Raw genomic sequence first — 19,735 nt, forward strand, 5'->3', positions numbered from 1 at the left:
CTACGAATTTATGCTGACCAGTAGTGCGTTAACACTCTCTCGATCTACATCCTTTTCCAATTCAAAAGCAATTGATCTGCCTTCCTCAAGATCAAATGCACGACCTGTGCCGTTGTTAGCGTTAAAGCTGCCGATACTAAAAAGCTTTGTGCGGATCTCGTTATTGATAACCGACTCCCAGACATACCGCTTGGTACCTGGATTAAGGTTAGCAATTTGCATCCTTTCGGTGACATTATTTATGTTTATTGTGATGGCACCGTGATTGATCACATTATGTCCCAATCGAATTGATGGCTCCACTGCATCGACCAGCGCGGCGACATCGCCACCCCTTGTAGCCTCTAGTGCTCGAATATTCTCCGGTTCATCAGCAACAGCCACGCCGGTAGCTCGACTGTAGATGGCTTTCAGCAAATCCGTCAGCAAGTTGCCGGCTACTCCGGCACCAAGAGCTCCGACAATTGCTGCGGCCTGCCAATCAACCTCGTAAAGAGATTCGAAACTCCCTGGCTTCTGAGCGATAAGATTAAAAGTCAGAGGAACATTGCCAAACTCTCTCCTTCGAACCTTCCCCTCAACGATATAGTTTGCAACTATGAGGATTGTGCGTGTTATCCCAACCAAGCTTTGGGTACCATCATATGCGGGCAATTTATGCAGATCAGCAAGATTACCTTCAAATTTCACGTCCAGAAGCATGTACTACCCCCAATTTGCCCTTTCGCGAATCTACAAGCTACAGTAGCAAAGTTGAATCTACAACATTGAACGAATTGCAGGCTCGCGGCTCACCATGAGGGGGGTTTGGGGTCGCCGCGCCATATTCTGAAACGCCGAAGACGAAGCGAGGCATCAGTCGCCCTCATGGTGAGCCGTGAGCCCATCGAACGATCGAACCACGAGGGCGCTTGGCGCGCTTCCTATCCCACCCGTTTTCCCGCCTGATCGAACCAGTGCAGCTTTTCCGCCCGGACTACGACCCGTAGCTGGTCGCCCGGTCTGGCGGTGGCGCGGCCATGGACGCGCACGATGATGCGTGTTCCGGCAGCGGCGCAGTACAGAAAGCTTTCGGCGCCGACCGGCTCGACCGCTTCGACGGCGGCGGGAATGGCCAATGCTCCGCCCGGGGCTTCCGCGCCATGGGTGACGTCGGCGTCTTCCGGGCGGAAGCCGAGCGTGGCGGCGGCTTGCGGCGCGAATGGGACAACAGAACCGTCGGTCAGCATCGGGGCTGCGGAAGCAAGGGCTGTTGAGCCAGCGGCTGAACCGTGGCCGACGGCGGCCATCTCTTCCGGAGAGCCGGCCGGCATCCGACCTGCCCCGCCGCGCGTGAGCGCCAAAAGGTTCATCGGCGGCGCGCCGATGAAGCTCGCGACGAAGGTGGAGGCCGGCTTTTCATAGATGTCGAGCGGATCGCCGATCTGTTCGACGAGCCCTGCATTCATCACCACCAGCTGGTCGGCGAGCGTCATCGCCTCGAGCTGGTCATGCGTGACATAGACGGATGTGACGCCGAGCGCGCGCTGCAAATTCTTTATCTCGACCCGCATCTGGCCGCGCAGCTTGGCGTCGAGATTGGAGAGCGGCTCGTCGAACAGGAAGACCTTCGGGTTGCGCACGATGGCGCGGCCCATGGCCACGCGCTGGCGCTGGCCGCCGGACAGCTCGCGCGGGCGGCGGTCGAGCAGGGCGGAAAGCTCCAGCGTCTTTGCCGTCTCGCGCACCCGCTTGTCGATTTCGTCCTTGGGCGTGCCGCGGTTGCGCAGGCCGTAGGCCATGTTGTCGTAGACCTTCATATGCGGGTAGAGCGCGTAATTCTGGAACACCATGGCGATGTCGCGCTCGGTCGGCCCGATCGCGTTGACCACCTTGCCGTCGATCGAGACAGTGCCGGCCGAGATCGATTCCAGCCCGGCGATCATGCGCAGAAGCGTGGACTTGCCGCAGCCCGACGGGCCGACCAGCACGCACAGCGCCTTGTCGGGAATGGCGATGGAGACGCCCTTCACCGCTTCGACGCCTCCAGCGTAGATCTTCTTGACGTCCTTCAAGTCGACTGTCGCCACGCTCTTACTTCTCCGTATCGACAAGGCCGCGCACGAACCAGCGCTGCATCAGCACCACCACCAGAATTGGCGGCACGATGGCCAGCATGCAGGTGACCATGACCAGGTGCCATTCGGTGTCGGCGTCGGCGAAGGAAATCATCTTCCGGAGCGCGATGACGATGGTGTTCATGTCGTTGCGGTTGGTGACGAGCAGCGGCCAGAGATATTGCGTCCAGCCGTAGATGAACAGGATGACGAACAGCGCCGCAATATTGGTCTTGGACAGCGGCAGCAGGATATCCTTGAAGAAGCGGAACGGCCCTGCGCCGTCCACTCGCGCGGCCTCGACCAGTTCCCCCGGAATGGTGAGGAAGAACTGGCGGAACAGCAGCGTGGCGGTGGCCGAGGCGATGATTGGGATGATGAGGCCGGCATAGGTGTCGATCAGGCCGAAATCGACCATCACCTTATAGGTCGGCAGGATGCGCACCTCGACCGGCAGCATCAGCGTGATGAAGATCAGCCAGAAGAATGTCATCCTGAGCGGGAAGCGGAAGAACACGATCGCATAGGCAGACAGGATGGAGATGCAGATCTTGCCGAGCGCGATGCCGAGCGCCATCACGGTGGTGTTGAAGAGCAGCGTTCCGACCGAGACGCCGCCGATGCGCCCCACGCCGCCGAACAGCGCCTCCGAATAGTTTTCGACGAACCTGTCGCCCGGGAGAAGCGGCAGTGGCGGGCGCAGGATGGTCTGCAGCGAATGCGTCGAGGCGACGAAGGTGTAGTAGATCGGGAAAGCGACGATAAGGATGCCGAGGATCAGCACCGCATGCCCGATGAAGGTGCGGAGGGGGTAGGATTCGGTCATGGGAATACGCTCCCCCTTGCGGAGAGGTTCGGCGCGCAGCGCCGGGTCGGGGCTCGCGAAGAATGCCGGGTTCTTGGAAGACGGAGAACTTCGTCGTCACCCCCACCCCGCTCCGCTTCGCGGATCGACCCTCCCCGCAAGGGGGAGGGTAAAGAACGCGCCTCACCCATAATGCACCTTCTTTTCCACGTAGCGGAACTGAATGGCGGTGAGCGCAATGACGATGACCATCAGGATCACCGACTGCGCGGCCGAATCGCCGAGGATCAGATTGACGAAACCGTCATTGTAGACCTTGTAGACCAGCGTCTCGGTGGCCTTGCCCGGACCGCCGCCGGTGACGGCGTGAATAATGCCGAACGTGTCGAAGAACGCATAGACTGTGTTCACGACCAGCAGGAAGAAGGTTGTCGGCGCAAGCAGCGGGAAGACGATGGTCCAGAAGCGCTTGGTCGGCCCCGCCCCGTCGATCGCCGCGGCTTCGATGAGCGTCTTGGGGATAGCCTGCAGCCCGGCCACGAAGAACAGGAAATTGTAGCTGATCTGCTTCCAGGAGGCGGCCGCGACCACCAGCACCATGGCGTCGCCGCCGTCGAGCAGCGGGTTCCAGGCGATGCCGAGCCAACGCAAGCCATAGGCCAGCGTACCGATCGACGGGTTGAACAGGAACAGCCACAGCATGCCGGCGATGGCCGGCGCCACCGCGTAGGGCCAGATCATCAGCGTGCGGTAGAGTCCGCGGCCGCGAATGACCTTGTCCGCCATGACGGCCAGCAAAAGCGCGGTGACCATGGCGACCGCGGCGGTAGCGATTGAAAACACCGCGGTGACCCTAACCGAATTCAGGTAGTTTGGATCGGCGAGCACGCGGGCGAAATTGTCGAACCAGACGAATTGCGACTTCAGCCCGAACGGATCTTCCCTGAGCATCGACTGGTAGAGGGCCTGGCTCGCCGGCCAGTAGAAGAAGACCAGCGTGATGGCGAGCTGCGGCGCGAGCAGCAGGTATGGCAGGATCTTGTTGGGGAAGACGACGCGTGGGGACAAAAGAAACCTTTAGTCGCGATGTGCAGATCCTGAAACGATGGCGCCGCCCCTCACCCGTACCCTCTCCCCGTTATCCTTCGACAAGCTCAGGACGGGGCGAGGGGTCGCCAGCGTGAGGGCCAGTTTCGACGTTGCAGAGTTAATTCAGTTCCCGATCGCCTGCTGGATCGCTGCGTTGCCGCGCGAGACGGCATTGTCGAGCGCCTGCTGCGCCGTCTGCTCGCCGGCCAGCATCTTCTCCAATTCCTCGTTCTGGATGTCGCGCACCTGCGGCAGGTTGACGAGGCGCACGCCGCGCGAATTCTCGGTCGGCTCCTTGCCCAGCATCTGGTTGATCGGCGTCTCGCGGCCTGGGTTCTTTTCGTAGAAGCCGGACTTCTTGGTTTCCTCGTAAGCCGTGAGCGTCACCGGCAGATAGCCGGACACCTGGTGCAGGCGGGCCTGGATTTCGGTCTGCGACAGGAAGTCGAAGAAGGCCGCCACACCCTTGTATTCCTCGTCGGACTTGCCGCCGAAGACCCACAGGCTGGCGCCGCCGGGAATGGTGTTCTGCGGCGCGCCAGTGACTTCCGGATCATAGGGAAGTTGGCCGATGCCGTAATTCATGCCCGACTTGACGATGTCGCCGAGGCCGCCCGACGATTCGGTGAAGATGCCGCATTCGCCGGCCAGGAAAATCTGCTTGGCTTCGGAAGTGCGGCCGCCATAGCGGAACACGCCTTCCTTGGCGAGGTCGGCGAGCGCCTGGAAGTGCTTCACGAACACCGGCGAATTGATCTTCAGCTCGACATCGACGCCGGCCAGGCCGTTTTCATTGGTGCCGTATTGCTGGTTGTTCCAGGCCGTGAAGTTTTCGAGATGTATCCAGGTCAGCCAGGTCGAGGTGTAGCCGCAAGACGCAGCACCGCTGGTCTTGATCTTGCGCGCGGCCTCCCAGACTTCCGGCCAGGTCTTCGGCGGATTGTTCACGTCGAGGCCGGCCTTCTCGAAAATGTCCTTGTTGAAATAGAGGATCGGCGAGGAGGAGTTGTAGGGGAAGGATAGCATGGTGCCGTCCGGCTTCGAATAATAGGCGACGATGCCCGGCAGGTACTGGCTCTTGTCGAACTGCTTGCCGCCCATGGAGAGTATCTCGGCGACGGGCTTGACCGCGCCTTCGGCGGCCATCATGACGCCGGTGCCGACATCGAACACCTGCATGATGTGCGGCGGCTGCTTGGCGCGGAAGGCGGCGATGCCGGCATTCAGCGTCTCGGGATAGGTGCCCTTGAACACCGGAACGACCTTGTATTCGCTCTGGCTCTCGTTGAATTCCTTTGACAGCGTATCGACGACCTCATTGTTGGCGCCGGTCATTGCATGCCACCAGGAGATTTCGGTGACGGCGAATGCGGACGATGTCGAAAGCAAAGTGACGGCGGCGGCTACACCGGCCGCAAGGCCTTGAAATTTCATGTTTCTCTCCCGTTTATGGTTGGCAAGATGGCTGGTCTCGCAGGGGGAGTATCGGTCGATTGTGACAGTGAGACAACGGTTTTGTTGCCGCTTCGTGAATTTTCATGTGCATTTCGGTTGGAGTTCGTTTCGGCAGGCATAAGAAGGCGCGCAGGGGCCTGCTGACCCCGCCCGTGATGAGGCGGAGTTGAGGCAGCGCTACATCGGGAACCGTGTGTCAGCCGCCGATCGCCACACCGATCAGCTTCCTGGCGTCGTCGCTCGACCATTCGGCCGGGCCGTTCATGTGGGCGAGCAGGCAGCCTTCGCCGTCGACCAGCAGCGTGACCGGCAGGCCGAGCGCCAGGCCGCGCATCTTGAGTTCCTCGAAAGTCGCCATCGTATTGTCGCGGTAGTAGCCGAGCGCCTCCACGCCGGTGTCGGCCAGGAACTTCTTCCGCTTGGCGTCATCGCCGGTGTCGACATTGACCGCCACCACCTCGAATTTTTCGCTGCCCAATTCCTTCTGCAGGGCGTCGAGCGCCGGCATTTCGGCGCGGCATGGCGCGCACCAGGTCGCCCACAGATTGACCAGCAGGGTCTTGCCGGCGCGGTCGGCGACGGTCATGGCGTTGCCGTCCGGCGCATTGAAGGCGAGCGTCTTGAGCGATTGCGGCGGATCGGCCGGCAGCATCGCCGCGACTTCGCCGGTAGCGGCCGCCGCTACCGTCTTGGCGCGATCGGCCTTTGCGGCGCAGAGCTTGGAATTGGCGTCGGCGTTGACGACCGCGCCCGCAGCCGATGGCGGGGCGTTGTTGCCAGACAGGGTCGCGCTGACATATACCGCCACGGCGCCTGCCAACGCCCCCGCAAGCGCGGCCACGGCCAGCAGCCGCGGGACAGGTATCAGTTTCTTTCGATCAGCCATTTCAGTTCAATCTTAATCTCCGGAGCCCGATTAGCACGATGAGCGACAAGAAGGCCAGCAACGCCATGTGGGGCGGACGTTTTGCCTCTGGTCCGGCCGCGATCATGGAGGCGATAAACGCCTCGATCGGTTTCGACAAAAAACTCTACGCCCAGGACATTCGCGGATCGATCGCGCATTCCGAGATGCTGGCTGAAACGCGCATCATCGAGCGCCAGGATCAAGAGAAAATCGCTCACGGGCTGAACACGATTTTGGCAGAGATCGAGGCCGGCGATTTCGAATTCTCGACCCGGCTCGAGGACATCCACATGAACATCGAGGCGCGGCTGGCCGAACTGATCGGGCCGGCGGCGGGCCGCCTGCACACGGCGCGTTCGCGCAACGACCAGGTGGCGCTGGATTTCCGGCTGTGGGTCAAGGATGAGCTGCATCGCGTCGCCGAGGCGCTGAAAGGGTTGATCGCCGCTTTCCTGACGCGCGCCGAGCACCATGCCGCGACCGTCATGCCGGGCTTTACCCACATGCAGACCGCGCAGCCGGTGACCTTCGGCCACCATTGCATGGCCTATATCGAGATGTTCTCGCGCGACCTTTCGCGGATGCGCGACGCCATCGAGCGGATGGACGAGAGCCCGCTGGGTGCTGCCGCGCTGGCCGGCACCGGCTTCCCGATCGACCGGCAGATGACCGCGAAGGCGCTCGGCTTTCGCGAACCGACCCGCAATTCGCTGGACAGCGTTTCCGACCGCGATTTCGCGCTGGAGTTTTTGTCGATCGCAGCGATCTGCGCGACGCATCTGTCGCGGCTGGCGGAGGAGATCGTCATCTGGTCGACGCCGCAATTCGGCTTCGTGCGGCTGTCGGACAGTTTTTCGACCGGCTCTTCCATCATGCCCCAGAAGAAGAACCCGGACGCGGCCGAACTGGTGCGCGCCAAGACCGGCCGGGTTAACGGCCATCTGATCGGGCTCTTGACCGTGATGAAGGGGCTTCCGCTGACCTATTCCAAGGACATGCAGGAAGACAAGGAAGCCGTGTTCGACGCCGCCGAGACGCTCGACCTGATGCTGGCGGCGATGACCGGCATGGTCGGCGACATGGAGATCAACGAGGCGGCGATGAAGAAGGCGGCCGGCTCGGGCTATTCGACCGCGACCGACCTCGCCGACTGGCTGGTGCGCACGCTCGGCCTGCCCTTCCGCGAAGCGCACCACGTGACCGGCCGTGCCGTGGCGCTGGCCGAGTCAAGGAAGCTCGGGCTTGAAAAGCTCAGCCTCAAGGATCTGCAGTCGGTTCATCCCGGCATAACCGACGACGTGTTTTCGGTGCTGTCGGTGCAGAATTCGGTGAAGAGCCGCACATCCTTCGGCGGCACCGCGCCCGCCGAGGTGAGGAAGCAGATACGCTACTGGAAGAAGCGGCTCGGCAAGGCGTGATTTGCCGGGGTGCAATGGCAAAAAAACTTCGCTACAAGCGGCAGGCTGATTTTCTCGGGACGGATGCGTGATGACCGGAAGCAGGATTTTGACGATTTTGGTGCTTCTGGCGGCGCTCGGCGCGGTTTCCGCGTGCGGGCGCAAGGCGCCGCTGGATACGCCCTACCAGGCCGCCATCGACGCCCGCAAGGAGGCTGAGAGAGCCAACGAACCGGTGCCGCCCGAGCCGCAGCCGCCGGTCAAGGACAAGCCGTTCATCCTCGACCCGCTGCTTTAGGCTTGCATAGCCGGCCGAATTTCATCGCTTTTCCTGTCCGGGACAAAAGACAGTGAACCATTTCGACTATCGCGACGGCGTGCTGCATGCCGAGGACGTCGCCCTGCCCGACATCGCGCAGGCGGTGGGGACGCCGTTCTACTGCTATTCGACGGCGACGCTGACGCGGCACTTCAATGTCTTCCGCAAGGCTTTCGAGGGGCTGGACTCGCTCGTATGCTACGCCCTGAAGGCCAATTCCAACCAGGCGGTGCTGACGACACTGGCAAAGCTCGGCGCCGGCGCCGACGTGGTTTCGGAAGGTGAATTGCGGCGCGCGCTGGCGGCCGGAATCCCGCCGGAAAAGATCGTGTTCTCAGGCGTCGGCAAGACCTCGCGCGAGATGGATTTCGCGCTTGCCGCCGGCATCCTCTGCTTCAATGTCGAATCCGAACCGGAACTGGAACTGCTTTCCGAGCGCGCGGTGGCCGCCGGCAAGATCGCGCCGGTCTCGCTGCGCATCAATCCGGACGTCGACGCGAAGACCCACAAGAAGATCTCGACCGGCCGCGCCGAGAACAAGTTCGGCATCCCCTGGCAGCGCGCCCGGCAGGTCTATGCCCGCGCCGCAGGACTGCCGGGCATAAAAGTCGCCGGCATCGACACCCATATCGGCAGCCAGATCACCGACCTGCAACCGTTCGACGACGCCTTCGCCCTTCTAGTCGAACTGGTCGGCACGCTGAAGGCGGACGGCCACGCCATCGAGCACATCGACCTCGGCGGCGGGCTTGGCATCCCCTACCGCACCGACAATTCGCCGCCGCCCCTGCCCGACGCCTATGCGCAGATCGTGAAGAAGCATGTGGGAAATCTCGGACTCAAGGTGATGTTCGAGCCGGGCCGGCTGATTGTCGGCAATGCCGGTATACTGGTTTCGCAGGTGATCTTCGTGAAGGAAGGCGACGCCAAGAACTTCCTGATCGTCGATGCGGCCATGAACGATCTGGTGCGCCCGACGCTCTACGACGCCTTCCACGACATCCGGCCGGTGGTGCGCCAGCCCGCCGACGCGCCGCGCATGACAGCCGACATTGTCGGGCCGGTCTGCGAAACCGGCGACTATCTCGGCCACGACCGCGACCTGCCGCGGCTGAAGGCCGGCGACCTGATCGCCATCGGCACTGCCGGCGCCTATGGCGCGGTGCAGGCAGGCACCTATAATACCCGGCTGCTGGTGCCGGAAGTGCTGGTCAAGGGCGACGCGTTCCACGTCGTGCGGCCGCGCCAGAGCTATGACGAGCTGATCGGGCTGGATTCCGTACCGGACTGGTTTTGATCTTCCTTCCAATCACGTTTTCGCCAGTCGCCTCGCCTTTGCCGTGTTTGCTGCTATCTTTTGAGTCGTAGGCCGCGCGCTCCCGCGCGGCTAATGCTGGAAGGGCCGATGGCAGAAGCGCCCGCAGACAGGAACGAGCACGGTTTTGCCGGACGGCTGGCCCGCACCCGGGTGGCGGTCTGGACCGCGATGGTGGTGGAGCGCGGCTGGCCGCTGATCCTGCCGCTGGCGGTGACGGTCAGCCTGTTCGTCAGCCTCTCCTGGCTTGGCGTTTTCCGGATCATGCCCGACATGGCCCGCTTCGCGGTGATGGCGCTGCTGGCGCTGGCAGCGCTGGCTTCGCTCTATCCGCTGCGCTTCTTCAAAAAGCCGACGCCGGCCGAGATCGACCGCCGCATCGAAGCAGCCAACGAATTGCTGCACACGCCCGTGCTGGTGCAGACGGACCGGCCGAGCGGCAAGGAAACCAATTTTTCGCAGGCGCTGTGGCGCGAGCACCAGAGACGCATGGCCGAGCGTCTCGGCGGGGTCGGCGGCGACCTGCCGCGCACCCGCGTGCCTGAGCGCGACCCGTGGGGCATCCGCGCCGCCGCCGCCCTGCTGCTCTTCGTCGCTTTCGCCTTCTCGTTCGGGCCCTTCGGCGGCAGCCTCGGCGACGGTTTCAGGGCGCATGCGGCGCGCGAGACGATCCCGCCGCGCATCGACGCCTGGGTGACGCCGCCTTCCTATACCGGCAAGGCGCCCATATTCCTGACCGCCGACGCCGACCGCGCACAAGGCCCGGTGACGGTGCCGGAAGGCAGCGATCTGACTTTGCGCGTGACCGGCGGCCCGGGCGACGAGGCCCTGGTGTTCACCGACGCAGCCGGCAACATGCGCGAAATCGCGCCTGCCGGCGCGCCAGCAGCCGATGCGCCTAAGCCGGTTGCCGACAGCGTCAACGCCGGAGCACGGCAGTTCGCAGCGAAGCTTGCCAGCGACGGCGTTCTGGCGCTGCGCTCGGGCGAGGACGAGCTCGAAAGCTGGGCCTTCGCCGTGATACCGGACCAGGCCCCGGTGATCCGCTTCTCCGACGAGCCGAAGCGCGCGGTGAACGGCGCGTTCGAACTCCACTATGAAATCGAGGACGATTACGGCGCAGCCTCCGCCAAGGCCGAGTTCGCGCTTACCGAAAAGCCCGCCGAAGGCGCGCGGCCGCTCTACAAGGCGCCGGAAATGCCGCTGGCCATTCCGCGCCGCGGCAGCGTCGCCGGCAAGGCGAACCGGGATCTGACCGAGCATGTCTGGGCCGGATCGGGCGTGGAACTGACGCTGAAGGCGGTCGACCATGCCGGCCAGGAGGCGACCAGCGAGACCAAGTCGATCACGCTGCCGGAGCGACCCTTCTCCAATCCGCTTGCAAAAGCGGTCGTTGAATGGCGCAAGATCCTGTCGCTGGACGCCAACCGCGTGCCCTATGTGATCGAGCTTATCGACGCGGTCACGCTGCGGCCGGAAGACACGTTCGAAAACCTGTCGCACTATCTCGGCATCATGACCGGCCGAACCAAGCTCAAAATGGCGTCGACCGACGACCAGTTGCGCGAGGTGGCGGACTATCTCTGGGGAATGGCGCTGCAGATCGAGGACGGCGACCTCTCGGCGGCGGAGAAGCGGCTGCGCCAGGCGCAGGAAGCGCTGAAGCAGGCGCTGGAGGACGGCGCCAGCGACGAGGAAATCGACAAGCTGATGAAGGAACTGCGCGAGGCGATGAACGAATTCCTGCGCGAATTCGCCGAGCGCGCCGCGCGCGACCCCAATCTGGCTATGCCGGAGATGCGGCCCGGTCAGCAATTGCGCCAGAGCGATCTCGAACGGATGATGGACCAGATCGAGAATCTGGCGAAATCAGGCAACCGCGAACAGGCCAAGGACCTTCTGGCGCAGCTTCAGGACATGATGAACAATCTGCAGGCCGGCCGCCAGCAGCAGGGCCAGAACGGCCAGCAGAGCGAGATGCGCCAGCAGATGGACAAGCTCGGCGAGATCATGCGCCGCCAGCAGGAGATGATGAACGAGACCTTCCGCATGGACCAGATGCAGCGCGGCCAGCAGCAGCGCGGACAGAATGGCGAACAGGGCGAAGGCGAGATGGGCCAGCAGGGCGAACAGGGGCAGCAGCCTGGCATGACGCCCGAGGAATTCGCCGAGGCGATGAAGCAGCTTCAGGAAGGCCAGGGCCAGTTGCAGGGCGATCTTGAAAGCCTGATGAAGGGCCTCGAAGGCATGGGCATCCAACCCGGCGAGGGCTTCGGCGAGGCCGGCGAGGCGATGGGCGAGGCCGAAGGCGCGCTCGGCGAAGGCGAAGGCGAGCGCGCTGTCGGCGAGCAGGGCCGCGCGCTGGAAGCGCTGCGCCGCGGCGCGCAGGACATGATGCAGCAGATGCAGCAGGCCATGCAGGGCGACCAGGGCGAGGGCCAGGAAGGCGGACGCCAGCAGAACGCCGATCGCGACCCGCTCGGCCGCCCGCGCGCCACCACCGGCCCGGATTTCGGCAATTCGGTCGAGGTTCCGGACGAGATCGACGTGCAGCGCGCCCGCCAGATCCTAGAAGCCATCCGCAAGCGGCTCGGCAACGCGCTGTCGCCGGCGCTGGAGAAGGAATATCTCGAGCGGCTGCTGGAGCTGAATTGAATTCAGGTGGGGTCTGCCTGCAAATGGCGACTCGCCTGACCTGAACCCGACCCGGCATCCAGTAAAAATCCAAGGATCATCGCCCATGCCCACCCTCGGCGCGGTCACGCCCATCCTGCGCATCTTCGACATCGACAAGGCGCGCGAATTCTATGTCGGCTTCCTCGGCTTCGAGGTGCAGTGGGAACACCGCTTCGGCGAGAACTTTCCGCTCTACATGGAAGTCGCGCGCGACGGCTGCGCGCTGCATCTGAGCGAGCACCATGGCGACGCCTCGCCAGGCTCAGCCATTCGCATCCGCGTCGGGGACATAGAAGGCCTGCATCGCGAATTGCGGGCCAGCGACTATCGCTTCGCCAACCCCGGCCTGGAGGAGACGCCGTGGAAGACGCGTGAAGTTTCGGTCACCGATCCGTTCGGCAACCGGCTTCATTTCTTCGAGGAGACGGCGGAATACCAGCGCCGGCCCAAGCCGGAGTGAGCCAATCCGGCCATGGGCCTACTCACCCGCCCATCGCTGCCGCGTCCTTCGCCATGAAGCGCTGGAAGGCCGGGCGGGCGGTGACCCGGCCGAGATAATCGTCGAAGACCTGTTTCTTCGGCAGCACGCCGAGAATGTGGGTGGCGAAGTGGATGCCGCTGCCGAGCTGGGTGTCGGCGGCGGTGAATTTTTCGCTGGCGATGTAGGGCCGCGCGGAGAGCGTCCTTTCCAGATTGCGGACCATGTCGTCGAAGGCGCCGAACGAGAAATCGTTGCTGACATATTCCCAGCCCTTCGCCCGCGCCGCGATGCACGGGTCGAACACGGAATCGCAATAGACCAGCCAACTCAAAAAGGTTGCGCGGTTGTCGTCACCGACCGCTGGCGCCAGCCCGGCCTCAGGGAATCTTTCGGTGAGATAGAGACAGATCGCGGCTCGCTCGGTAACGACCGTGCCGTCATCGTCGATGGCCGGCACCTTCTTGTTGGGCTGGATCTCGCGATAGCTCTCCGGCACGCCGCCTGGCGCGCGTATGTCCACCGGCTCAATCTCGAACGGCGGGCCCAATTCCTCCAGAAGCCAGTGGACACTGGACGAGCGGGACCAGGGCGCATGGTAGAATTTGATCATCGTCGTCTCCTCCCAAGCAACTCGACGATGCAGATATAGCAGACCGCTCCTGACAACATTTTGTCAGGATAAATGTCGGGAGGCTTAGCCGGCGGCGATCACTCGCGAGGAAAACGCCTCGCGAATGGCGTCGGCCATGCCGTCAATGGCCTCGCTGCGCGCGCCGGAGGCGCGGTGGAGCACGACGTTGGAGGAATCGATGTCGCCGAACCCGTCGGCCGCTGTAAGTTCGCGGCAGTCGGCGGGAATGTTGCTGCGCGAAACCGGCGCCACGGCGAGGCCGGAAGCGACGGCGAGCTTCAGCCCGCCGGTGGTGTCGCTGGTATAAGCGACGCGATAGGCGAGGCCGCGCTGCTCCAGCGATTTGATGGCGAAATCCTTGCACCAGCCGGCGCGGCTGTAGAGCGCCACCGGCAGCGGCGTCTCCTCGTGTGCGGAGTGCAGCGTCGAGGTGGCCCAGACGGTCGGGTCGCGCATCAGCACTTCTCCATCCGAATAATCCTGCCATTCGAAGACGACCGCGAGATCGAGCTCGCCGCTCTCGATCGCCGCCTTCTGGCTGGCCGAATGCGCGTATCTGACCGTGATCTCGACCTTCGGATGCTGCCTCGAAAAGGCGTTGAGCGCCCGCGACAGGATCGCATAGCTGTATTCTTCCGGAATGCCGATCCGCACCGGCCCGTCAAGCGGCGCGGTATGGAGCGAGGCCGCGGTCTCGTCGAGGAGGGCCACGATGCGGCGCGCATTGGCGATCAGTTCGCTGCCCTTGCGGGTGAGGAGCACGCCGCGCGAACCGCGCTCGAAAAGCGCTGCCCCAATCGTTTTCTCCAGCCGCTTGATCTGCATGGAAACCGCGGACTGCGTGCGCCTGACCTGGTCGGCGGCGCGCGTGAAGTTGCCGGTCTCGGCGACGGCCACGAATGTCTGCAAAAGATCGCTGTCGAGATGAATGCCCATGCCCACGCATCATAAGGAATACTGATGACAGGCATCATTCCTATTCGTTTGCGACATGTCAATCGACGGACGACAATGGCCACTCCTCACTCAGGCCCGCTGCCGCAACCGGCCGCGGGTTCTTTTTTGGCGGGGTGCGTTCCTGAGCCGATCAGACGGCGCGCACTTTTTTCAGCCGCATCTCACCCCTATCTACCGTCGTCCTTTAACAGTCACGGCGGAATCCCTTGAAAAAGCCCAAAGCCCTGAAGCGGGCCCTGCTCATCGTCAACCCGCGCGCCCGGCGCGGCACAGGCTCGATCGCCTCGGCGGTGAAGGTATTGGAAGAGCGCGGCATCGCCGCGACCGAGGTCAAGGTCGGCGAGGGCGAAACCATCTCCAACCTTATCAGGGCGCACAGGGCCGAATGCGATTTCGTCATCGTCGGCGGTGGCGACGGCACGCTCAATGCCGCAGCGCCCGGGCTGGTCGACACCGGCCTGCCGCTCGGCGTTCTCCCGCTCGGCACGGCGAACGATTTCGCCCGCACGGTCGGCATTCCGGCCGATCCGGTCAAGGCCGCGGAACTGATCGCCGCCGGAGAGCCGCGGCCGATCGATCTCGGCGAGGTCAACGGGCATTTCTTCTTCAACGTCGCCAGCATCGGCTTCAGCGCGGAACTGGCGAGCGACCTGACCGAGCACGCCAAGAAGCGCTGGGGCAAGCTCGGCTACGCCATCATGGCGGCGCGCATACTGGCGCGGTCGCGGCTGTTCACCGCCCATCTCGACCATGACGGAACCACCGAGCGGCTCCGCACCATGCAGATTTCCGTCGGCAATGGCCGTCATTATGGCGGCGGCATGACCGTGGAGGAAACCGCCACCGCCGACGACGGCAAGCTCGATTTCTACAGCCTCGAGGTCGACCATTGGTGGCGTCTGCTGGCGCTGCTGCCGAGCCTGAGAAAGGGCACGCATGGCCGCTGGAACGATGTGCGCGCCTTCCAGACCACCGAGGTGACGATCCGCACCAGCCGCCGCAGGGCTGTCAATACGGATGGCGAGCTCAGCACCTACACCCCGGCGCATTTCCGCATCCGGCCGAAGGCGATCTCGGTGTTCGCGCCGCCAAAGGGACAGCCGACGTAAGGCAGTCTGCGCTCCCTATCGGGCCGGCAGCGGCGGAATCTGGCCGAGCGGGATGAAGCCGAGCGTCGCTCTGCCCTTGGCGATCCTCAGCGGCAGCGATGGCGCGTCGCCGAGCATCGCCAGTCCGGAAAAAGCCTGCTCGATCTGATCGCGTTTTTCGGGAACCGCCTCGCCGAGAACCGCCGACAACCCCTTCGGGTCGCGGATGGTGATGTTCAGATTGGCGTCGATCAGGCCGGCATCGTCGACCGAGAACGGCCCGCTCAGCGTCACGCCGGTCTTCTCCCCGGTGGACAGCGCCAGTTCGCGGATCGTGCCCGACTGCCCGCGCAGATCCTTCACCCTTTCGCCGAGCAGCCGGACGCCGTCATTGATGGTGATGTCGGACTGGCCCGACAGCGGTGGAATTTGGCGGCCGTCGAGCAGGCTCGCATCGAGCGCCAGGCCGCTGAAGCTGCCGGCGAGGTCGAGGTTCTGCTCGTTGGGCCGCATATGCGCCTGAAAATTTTCGGCGGCGAGCAGCGGCGCGCCATCGGCCGTCGCAGCCTTCAGCCGGACGCCTTCGAGCGACAGCCTCTGCGGCAGCGGCGTCGAAAGCCGGGCGCTGGCGCGCAGATTTTCCCAGTCGAGCGCGAAGGCGCCGGCCTTGGCGCTGCCTATGCTTGCCGGGCCATCGAGTTCGGCGACGAGCCGCATCGGATCGTAGATCTGGCCGGCCGAGCGGAAGCTTCCAGCCGAGAGGCTGATGCCCTGCGCCGCATCCGAAAACGCGATGCTGTCGCAGTAAAGGCCGATGCGAAACGGATAGCCGCGCGCGGTCGGGTTGACGCAGTCGGCTTGAACGCCGTCGCGGTTGAGCGCGGCGATCGCGGTCTTCGCCTCCGCCTCCAGCCTGCCGGCGAGCCAGAACCAGCCGAGACTGTAGCCGCCGAAAAGCACGACGATGAATACGCCGAGCCAGAAGAAGCGGCGGCTGTAATTGGGCTTTTTCCTGTCGGGTGACGGCATGCTGTGGCTCTATCCTTTGTCTCGGCGTGTTCGGGAAATCCCATTCCCACGCTTCGTAATCATGCATTACGTATGGGCTGAACGATGCTTCGGTCGGAGTTGGCTTGGCGATATGGGCGATTTTTGGGTTTTTGGCTATGGCTCGCTGATCTGGCGTCCCGGTTTCGCCCATGTGGAAACGCAGCGCGCCCGGCTTTTCGGCTTCCGCCGCTCGCTCTGCGTGCGCTCCTTCGTGCATCGCGGCACGCCCGCGCGGCCCGGCCTGGTGCTCGGGCTGGACCGCGGCGGCTCCTGCGTCGGCCTCGCCTTCCGGGTACCCGGCGAGTTGCGCGGCGAGGTGCTCGCCTATCTGCGCGAGCGCGAACTGCCCACCAGCGTCTATCTCGAACGCACACTTCCCGTGCGGCTTGCCGATGGCGGGATCGCGCAGGCGGTAACCTACATAGTCGACCGCACCCACGAGCAATATGCCGGCGACCTCGACGAAGCGCACGCCGCCTCGATCGTCTCAGGCTCGGTCGGCCAGTCGGGGCCGAACGAGGATTATGTGCTGAACACGCTCCAGCATCTGGAGGCGCTGGACATCAGGGATCACTGGCTGGAGGCGGTGGGCAAGAGGCTGGCTGTCGATCCAGATTGAATCTGATCTCGGTATAAAGATTTAGAAGAATACCTGCCTAAATCGGCGAACCTGAGAGCTGCGTTGTTAAATCGTGTTTCCGATGTTACTATACACGCCTGTCACAAACTTCGAATATAGTTGCCAAGTCGCAAGTGGGGAAGAACATGAACCTGAGGCGGCTGACCGTCGGAACCTTCAATCTTTTCAATCTCAACGAACCGAACATGCCTGTCTATACGGACAGGAATGGCTGGTCACAGGCCGAATACGACCTGAAGATCGATTGGACCATGCGCGTAATTCGCATGCTTCGGCCCGACATATTCGGGTTCCAGGAATTGTGGCACGCGGCATCGATCAGCCGGGCAGTGGAGGCTTCTGGCCTCGCCGGCGAATACGACGTGGTTGCGCCGCCGGACGCGATCGGGGAGCGCATCGTCTGCGCCGCAATCGTGCGCAAGGGATTGATGAGCAGCGAACCCGATTGGATCGTCAATTTCCCGGACAAATTCGTGCTGCAAAGCTCGGGAGACGATCCGCAGACTCCGGAGATCAGCGTCGACATCGACAGCTTTTCGCGGCCCGTGCTCCATTTTACGGTCAAGCCGCGTGAAGCGCACGATCACGTGCATGTCTATGTCTGCCATTTCAAATCGAAGGCGCCGACGAAAGTATTCCGCGAGAGTTGGTTCAGGGCCGACGAAGCCACCTACAAGAAGCACGCGACTGGCCTGGGTTCGGCGATCTCGACCATTCGAAGAACCGCGGAAGCGGCGGCGCTGCGTTTCATGCTTTCCGAACAGATGAAAGGCACCGGTACACCGGTGATCGTGCTCGGGGACATCAATGACGGCCAACACAGCAACACGGCCAACATACTGACGGAACAGCCGAAATATCTGGTCGGCGACTCGGTGGGCGGCGGCGACACCAGCCTCTACACCGCCCAGACCCTGCAGGAGTACCGCAACACGAGGGACGTATACTACACGCACATCCACCAGGACATCATGGAGTCGCTCGACCACATTCTGGTCAGCGAAGAATTTTACGACAACAGCAGAAAACGCATCTGGATCTTCGACGGAATGACCGTCAACAACGATCATCTGAACTTCGATAATCACAAGGAAACCGGCACCAACGACCACGGGATCATCTGCGCCACGTTCAAGTACAAGCCGATCAAGGCAGAGGCGAGAGCGATCGTCGAAGACGACACGTAAGTCAGGCTGCGGTTGACCGCTCACTGACTCCCAATTCCCTCAGCCGCCTCACCGCCGTCGGCGGCATGGGCGGCGGGTTTGGCGAGCGGGCGGCCTCGATCAGAAACTGGTCGCAGGCGGCTTCCGTCTCGGACACCAGCCGCCGCATGAACTCTTCCTTTTCGAGGCCGGGCGGGATCGGCGGCAAAAACCGCGCCTTGATCGTGCCGGGATAGCGCAGGAACTTGCGGCGCGGCCAATAGAGGCCGGCGACATGCGCCACCGGCACCACGGGAATATCGAGTTGCGCGTAGAGTTCGACGATGCCCCATTTGTAGGCCGGCTCGTCGCCCGGCGCGCGGCGCGTGCCTTCCGGATAGATGATGAGCTGGCGGCTGTTGCGCGCCAGTTCCGCCCTGGTCGCGGCGATCACCGCCTTCAGCGCTTTCGAGCGGTTGCCGCGGTCGACCGGGATCATCCGCATCTTCATGATGTACCAGCCGAAGAAGGGGATCCAGGTCAGTTCCCGCTTCAGTATGTAGAGCGCATCGGGGATGTGCGGCAGGAAGGCGATCGTGTCCCAGAACGACTGGTGTTTTGGGGCCAGTATATACGAGCCCGCCGGCAGGTTTTCGAGGCCGGCGATCTCGCTCTTCGTGCCGGCGATCTTCTCCTGCAGCCAGAGGCTCGACTTCGCCCAGAATTTCGGCACGTACCAGGCGCGGTTGCGCGGTGACAGGAAGTAATAGGGCGTCCAGAAGATCATCTGGAGGATCAGGCTGAGATAGAAGGCAATGTTGAAAGCCAGCGAGCGGATTTGCAGCATGAAAGAGCCTGATCGAGGGATGCGTCCGCTGGTTACACCAAGTGCCGGAAAAAGGAAAATGCGGCTCAGCGAGGAGCAAAGCCTGCTGACGAGGCGTTCGCGGTGGCGATGTCTTCGCTGCTCGTGCGCACCGGGACGACGCCGCGCGCCAGCGAAAAAAGGTATTTGTTGTATTCGGTGAACAGCACCCGCAGCGCATCCGGCTTGGTAACCCAGCCGCCGTTGTCCAGCCTGGTATTCACGACCGGATAAGGCTGCAGCTCGGCGTCGCCGATATACCGGCCCATTTCCAGAAGGCTTCGCGGCATATGGTAGTTGTTCGTCACAAGGATGACGCTGCCATAATGGTGGCTGCGCACCCACTTGGCGCTCTCTTCGGCGTTGCCGATCGTGTCCAGCGCGGCGTGGTCGATGTCGACGCAGCAGGAGAACAGCGTCTTGTCCGCGCCGGTCGCCGCACGCAAAGCATCGCGGTTGGCGACCGGATTCACGCCGCTGATCAGGAGCCTCTCGCCCTTCCCCGATTTCAAAAGATCGACGCCGGCGTCGATCCGCGCTTGTCCACCGGTCAGGACGATGATTGCATCGGCCCTGGGCAGGTCCTTGGGTGTTTCCATGCCGCCTATATGGCTGGCGAACAGGCCGAAGCCTGCGGCGAACAGAAAAGCCGCCCCCGTGAGTGAAAATGCGGCAATGCGAAGGAAAGAAACGAGGCGGAGCTTTTTTGGGCCATGACGTCCCGTGCCGCCGTTTCCGGCGGCTGCGGTCGCATCGGTCGAGTTCGGCCCGTTCACCATATGATGGTTAACTCCGAATCGCCGTCTTGACCAGCGCCAT

At 63.0% G+C, this 19,735-nt stretch carries 19 protein-coding genes; 8 read left to right on the forward strand and 11 right to left on the reverse strand.

Annotated features, from left to right (window positions below):
• The 6 genes from G6N73_RS20400 to tlpA all read right to left on the reverse strand — a co-directional run bounded on the left by G6N73_RS20400 (nucleotide 1) and on the right by tlpA (nucleotide 6,331).
• Nucleotides 1-702 carry a DUF7946 domain-containing protein gene (locus tag G6N73_RS20400; RefSeq protein ID WP_165030925.1) on the reverse strand — a complete coding sequence of 234 codons (702 nt, stop codon included), beginning with the start codon at nucleotides 700-702 and terminating at the stop codon, nucleotides 1-3.
• 221 nt (nucleotides 703-923) lie between these two features.
• On the reverse strand, nucleotides 924-2,069 hold the full coding sequence (ugpC, locus tag G6N73_RS20405) for a sn-glycerol-3-phosphate ABC transporter ATP-binding protein UgpC (protein ID WP_165030927.1): 1,146 nt from the start codon (nucleotides 2,067-2,069) through the stop codon (nucleotides 924-926).
• A gap of 4 nt (nucleotides 2,070-2,073) precedes the next feature.
• Entirely contained in the window at nucleotides 2,074-2,922 is an 849-nt protein-coding gene (gene ugpE / locus G6N73_RS20410; protein ID WP_165030929.1) for a sn-glycerol-3-phosphate ABC transporter permease UgpE, read from the reverse strand.
• Nucleotides 2,923-3,084: 162 nt separating this feature from the next.
• The gene (gene ugpA / locus G6N73_RS20415; protein WP_165030931.1) at nucleotides 3,085-3,969 is read right to left on the reverse strand and encodes a sn-glycerol-3-phosphate ABC transporter permease UgpA; all 885 of its coding nucleotides are present in this window, start codon (nucleotides 3,967-3,969) and stop codon (nucleotides 3,085-3,087) included.
• 144 nt (nucleotides 3,970-4,113) lie between these two features.
• The gene (gene ugpB, locus G6N73_RS20420; protein ID WP_165030933.1) at nucleotides 4,114-5,424 is read right to left on the reverse strand and encodes a sn-glycerol-3-phosphate ABC transporter substrate-binding protein UgpB; all 1,311 of its coding nucleotides are present in this window, start codon (nucleotides 5,422-5,424) and stop codon (nucleotides 4,114-4,116) included.
• A 217-nt stretch (nucleotides 5,425-5,641) separates the two neighbouring features.
• Nucleotides 5,642-6,331: a thiol:disulfide interchange protein TlpA gene (tlpA, locus tag G6N73_RS20425; protein ID WP_165030935.1), complete on the reverse strand. Its 690-nt coding sequence runs from the start codon at nucleotides 6,329-6,331 to the stop codon at nucleotides 5,642-5,644.
• 38 nt (nucleotides 6,332-6,369) lie between these two features.
• Between tlpA and argH the strand changes: the two genes are divergently transcribed.
• The 5 genes from argH to G6N73_RS20450 all read left to right on the forward strand — a co-directional run bounded on the left by argH (nucleotide 6,370) and on the right by G6N73_RS20450 (nucleotide 12,519).
• Nucleotides 6,370-7,770, forward strand: a complete 1,401-nt coding sequence (gene argH, locus G6N73_RS20430; RefSeq protein WP_165030937.1) for an argininosuccinate lyase — start codon at nucleotides 6,370-6,372, stop codon at nucleotides 7,768-7,770.
• A gap of 70 nt (nucleotides 7,771-7,840) precedes the next feature.
• A complete protein-coding gene (gene lptM / locus G6N73_RS20435; RefSeq protein WP_165030939.1) occupies nucleotides 7,841-8,047 on the forward strand; it encodes an LPS translocon maturation chaperone LptM in 207 nt (68 codons plus the stop codon).
• A gap of 52 nt (nucleotides 8,048-8,099) precedes the next feature.
• A complete protein-coding gene (gene lysA / locus G6N73_RS20440) occupies nucleotides 8,100-9,365 on the forward strand; it encodes a diaminopimelate decarboxylase (protein ID WP_165030941.1) in 1,266 nt (421 codons plus the stop codon).
• 108 nt (nucleotides 9,366-9,473) lie between these two features.
• Nucleotides 9,474-12,038 (forward strand): TIGR02302 family protein, encoded by a 2,565-nt coding sequence (locus G6N73_RS20445; protein WP_165030943.1) that lies wholly within the window; start codon nucleotides 9,474-9,476, stop codon nucleotides 12,036-12,038.
• A gap of 85 nt (nucleotides 12,039-12,123) precedes the next feature.
• Nucleotides 12,124-12,519: a glyoxalase superfamily protein gene (locus G6N73_RS20450; RefSeq protein WP_165030944.1), complete on the forward strand. Its 396-nt coding sequence runs from the start codon at nucleotides 12,124-12,126 to the stop codon at nucleotides 12,517-12,519.
• Nucleotides 12,520-12,541: 22 nt separating this feature from the next.
• Here the strand turns inward: G6N73_RS20450 and G6N73_RS20455 are convergent, their stop codons facing one another.
• Nucleotides 12,542-13,150 (reverse strand): glutathione S-transferase family protein, encoded by a 609-nt coding sequence (locus G6N73_RS20455; protein WP_165030947.1) that lies wholly within the window; start codon nucleotides 13,148-13,150, stop codon nucleotides 12,542-12,544.
• A gap of 84 nt (nucleotides 13,151-13,234) precedes the next feature.
• On the reverse strand, nucleotides 13,235-14,107 hold the full coding sequence (locus G6N73_RS20460; protein WP_165030949.1) for a LysR family transcriptional regulator: 873 nt from the start codon (nucleotides 14,105-14,107) through the stop codon (nucleotides 13,235-13,237).
• 227 nt (nucleotides 14,108-14,334) lie between these two features.
• Between G6N73_RS20460 and G6N73_RS20465 the strand changes: the two genes are divergently transcribed.
• Nucleotides 14,335-15,237 (forward strand): lipid kinase, encoded by a 903-nt coding sequence (locus tag G6N73_RS20465; protein WP_165030951.1) that lies wholly within the window; start codon nucleotides 14,335-14,337, stop codon nucleotides 15,235-15,237.
• A 15-nt stretch (nucleotides 15,238-15,252) separates the two neighbouring features.
• On the opposite strand, the gene G6N73_RS20470 is transcribed toward G6N73_RS20465, so the two are convergent.
• The gene (locus tag G6N73_RS20470) at nucleotides 15,253-16,245 is read right to left on the reverse strand and encodes a DUF2125 domain-containing protein (protein WP_165030953.1); all 993 of its coding nucleotides are present in this window, start codon (nucleotides 16,243-16,245) and stop codon (nucleotides 15,253-15,255) included.
• A gap of 112 nt (nucleotides 16,246-16,357) precedes the next feature.
• On the opposite strand from G6N73_RS20470, the gene G6N73_RS20475 reads away from it, so the two are divergent.
• Nucleotides 16,358-16,885 carry a gamma-glutamylcyclotransferase gene (locus G6N73_RS20475; RefSeq protein WP_165030955.1) on the forward strand — a complete coding sequence of 176 codons (528 nt, stop codon included), beginning with the start codon at nucleotides 16,358-16,360 and terminating at the stop codon, nucleotides 16,883-16,885.
• Nucleotides 16,886-17,031: 146 nt separating this feature from the next.
• Nucleotides 17,032-18,093 (forward strand): endonuclease/exonuclease/phosphatase family protein, encoded by a 1,062-nt coding sequence (locus G6N73_RS20480; RefSeq protein ID WP_165030957.1) that lies wholly within the window; start codon nucleotides 17,032-17,034, stop codon nucleotides 18,091-18,093.
• A 1-nt stretch (nucleotide 18,094) separates the two neighbouring features.
• Here the strand turns inward: G6N73_RS20480 and G6N73_RS20485 are convergent, their stop codons facing one another.
• Entirely contained in the window at nucleotides 18,095-18,898 is an 804-nt protein-coding gene (locus tag G6N73_RS20485) for a lysophospholipid acyltransferase family protein (RefSeq protein WP_165030959.1), read from the reverse strand.
• Nucleotides 18,899-18,963: 65 nt separating this feature from the next.
• Nucleotides 18,964-19,695: a YdcF family protein gene (locus tag G6N73_RS20490; RefSeq protein ID WP_165030961.1), complete on the reverse strand. Its 732-nt coding sequence runs from the start codon at nucleotides 19,693-19,695 to the stop codon at nucleotides 18,964-18,966.
• Nucleotides 19,696-19,735 lie beyond the last annotated feature (40 nt).

Source organism: Allomesorhizobium camelthorni, assembly GCF_011045125.1.
Lineage (GTDB): Bacteria > Pseudomonadota > Alphaproteobacteria > Rhizobiales > Rhizobiaceae > Allomesorhizobium > Allomesorhizobium camelthorni.